Origin of the sequence: Longimonas sp. (genome assembly GCF_046498435.1) — a bacterium.
Lineage (GTDB): Bacteria > Bacteroidota > Rhodothermia > Rhodothermales > Salinibacteraceae > Longimonas.
In genome coordinates, this window is record NZ_JAWOAR010000080.1 from 1 (window position 1) to 2,691 (window position 2,691).

Annotated in this window: 3 protein-coding genes; 1 reads left to right on the forward strand and 2 read right to left on the reverse strand. The window is 60.9% G+C overall.

Features of this window, described 5'->3' with window-relative positions; translation table 11 throughout:
* Window positions 1-284: 284 nt before the first annotated feature.
* Window positions 285-1,067, forward strand: coding sequence for an HAD-IIA family hydrolase (locus R6U20_RS03535; protein ID WP_410336490.1), 783 nt, complete (start codon window positions 285-287; stop codon window positions 1,065-1,067).
* Between the two features lie 91 nt (window positions 1,068-1,158).
* On the opposite strand, the gene R6U20_RS03540 is transcribed toward R6U20_RS03535, so the two are convergent.
* Both R6U20_RS03540 and R6U20_RS03545 read right to left on the reverse strand, forming a co-directional pair.
* Window positions 1,159-1,500 (reverse strand): DUF6122 family protein, encoded by a 342-nt coding sequence (locus tag R6U20_RS03540; protein WP_410336491.1) that lies wholly within the window; start codon window positions 1,498-1,500, stop codon window positions 1,159-1,161.
* A gap of 412 nt (window positions 1,501-1,912) precedes the next feature.
* The gene (locus tag R6U20_RS03545) at window positions 1,913-2,593 is read right to left on the reverse strand and encodes a T9SS type A sorting domain-containing protein (RefSeq protein WP_410336492.1); all 681 of its coding nucleotides are present in this window, start codon (window positions 2,591-2,593) and stop codon (window positions 1,913-1,915) included.
* Window positions 2,594-2,691 lie beyond the last annotated feature (98 nt).

Here is a 2,691-nt window from a genome sequence, read left to right on the forward strand (position 1 = left end):
CTTCAGGGGCTGAGCAACCTGGTCCCGGGGAAGGGTCAGAAACTTGATCTTTACATACGCTCCGTCCTGGGGCAAAACCTGCACCCGATAATAAGGAGACGCGTTGTCGGCTCAACTCCTTCTGTCTAACCACCCGCCATCTACCTCCCGAAAAAGGGAGAGAACCCCAAACAGGCTCTTAGCCGGAGCGCCTGTCCCGCAGACTTCCGGTACCTTGTGCCGAACGCTTTTGGCTCCGCTTGCATCCCCCGCGTATCCTCCCCTGACCGTTTCTCCGTGGCCCCATGATTGCAGATCAGTTCGACGTCTTTCTTCTTGATTTGGATGGCGTGCTCTACCTGGGCGACGAGCCCCTCCCAGAATCCATTACGGCGATGCGGCGGCTACTTGACCGGGGCGCGGCGATCCGCATCCTTACGAACAACCCGCGCCTCTCGCGCCAGGCCTTGGTCGATCGGTTTCAGGCCGCCGATCTTGCAATCAGCATAGAGCACATCGTTACGTCGGGCTGGGCGGCGGCACGCTTTCTGGCGCAGCAGGGGGTTACGCAGGTCGATGTCGTGGGCAGCGATGGGGCCCGCGCGGCATGTGCCAACGAGGGGCTTACGCTCACGGACGCAACCCCGGAGGCTGTTATCGTGGGGGCCGATCGCGCCACCACGTATCTCGACTTGCAGCGCGCAATGGACCACATCCGCAGCGGTGCGCGGTTTGTGGGCACCAATCCCGATACGTCGTTTCCGACGCCTTCGGGCCGCGGACTCGGCGCCGGGGCCCTCATTCAAGCCCTTGAAGCTGCCACCGGCGTGCAGGCAACCATTGCCGGGAAGCCCGAGCCGCTGATGTTCGATGTGGTGCGCGCTGCATGTGCGCCCGGCACCCGCCTCGTGATGATCGGCGACAACCCGGATACCGACATTCGGGGCGCCCACCGTGCGGGCATCGCGAGCATCCTTATGGCACATCCGTCGGGGCGTTTGGGGGATACGGAAGTCAGTCCCGTCCCCGATCTGACCCTCACCTCCCTTGCGGCTCTCTTCGACGACGATCGTTCTCTGGACGTGTAGGCTGTGCCACGTGCTGCACGGGATCTGCATGGACGCGCCCCACTTGGCATTCGTATCATACTGCACGAAAGGGTTCACTGCCCACACATGATCACACCACACAATCCAGCGCGTCGAGCGCCATGTGGATGAGCAGACCCAGTCCAATCCAGTGCAATATGCGGACTGTGGGGGCTGCCTCGTCTTCGGAGTGACTCATGAACAGCAGTGGGACGGCAAACAGCAGCGCATAAACCACGATCGCAGGTGTCGTGTGCAGCGGGTGGAACCCGATTGAGCAGCGTGCGGGGTCGTAGATCGGCGTTGCCAGCAGATGGTCGGCATCCACGATCATTGTAGCTAACTGGACGATCGCAGCGCGCCTCCAATGCCTGGGGTAGAACACATATGCTACGATCAGTGGGACGACGAGATGCAGCGCGATGTGTAGCATGAGGAAGTTGAAGTTCGTATGATCCGCATTGGTGCGCGCTGTGCATCTCCAGCGCGGGACGTTCCCGTACCGCACTACTGATGAGCCTGGCTCCTGGCGCCGAGGCCGGCATGACTTGACCTAAAAGGTGCTCCCTTCGCCGGACCGGCTTGCGTCCCTGGGGGAGAAGGGCAGTTGAGGGACGTTCGATTTGCGGTCCTAAAGGATCTCAACGCCAGCTTCTGGTGCCCAGCATCCCCCATTCAACCAATAGGTAGGGACACGGCGCGCCGTGTCCCTACGGTTGCCTGCATACATCATGCTCGTCCCCGAATGGGTATGCGAGCACATGCAAGCCCCCATCCAACAAACAAACCGCCGATGAGGGGGCACCTCACCGGCGGGTTGGGATCGTGATGATCGTGTGATGCGCTTACCGCACGACTGTAACCTTCTGCGTGGTGCTGAAGCTCTCGCCGCGCATGCGCACGATGTAGAGCCCGCTGGCCAGGTCGTTCGCGTTGAGCGTCACTTCACGCATCGTGTCGCCCTCCACATTCTCATCGAGGAGCGTACGCACGCGCTGTCCGAGCGTGTTGTACACCTCAATGGTGACCGGCTGTGACTCTTGCACCGCAAACTGCACGGTGGCCTGATCGCTCACCGGATTTGGATAGGTGGAGAGTTCGTATTCGCCGTTCAGGCCGATCTCCACTTCAATGGGATCGGAGAGCGTCTCGTCGCCATCCAGGTCCACCTGACGCAGGCGGAACGTGTGCGTACCGGCTTCCAGGTCGCTGGCGCGGAAGCTGTACGACTGCGGTTCATCGGTGGTGCCGGCGCCTTCCACGAACGAGAGGCGTTCGAAGCTCTCGGCGTTGGGCGCTTTGTGCTCTACGTCGAAGCCCGCGTTGTCTGTCTCGCTGGCGGTACTCCACTCGATGAGTGCATCCTGCCCATCCGACTGCCCACCGAAGTTGTTCAGTTCCACCGGCAGCGGCCCAGCGTCGGGGTCGATGGTGAGGGTGAAGCGGATGTCGGGGGTGCTTCCGTCTTCGCTGTTGTGGCGGACAATCTCAGGTGTGTGAAAGCTTTCTTTCAACTCAGCTCTCATATTTTGCTGTGTGCTGCTACAGTCCGTTTCTGCAGGGAGATTGAAGGTGAACGGTTCATCTGCACGGAGATCAAACTCTTCCTCTGTTTGAGTGTCAC

What these genes read in the sequence shown, in the direction of transcription:
- R6U20_RS03535 (WP_410336490.1), top strand. Translation starts at nt 285, where the DNA reads ATGATTGCAGATCAGTTCGACGTCTTTCTTCTTGATTTGGATGGCGTG.
- R6U20_RS03540 (WP_410336491.1), bottom strand. Translation starts at nt 1,500, where the DNA reads ATGCTACACATCGCGCTGCATCTCGTCGTCCCACTGATCGTAGCATAT.
- R6U20_RS03545 (WP_410336492.1), bottom strand. Translation starts at nt 2,593, where the DNA reads ATGAGAGCTGAGTTGAAAGAAAGCTTTCACACACCTGAGATTGTCCGC.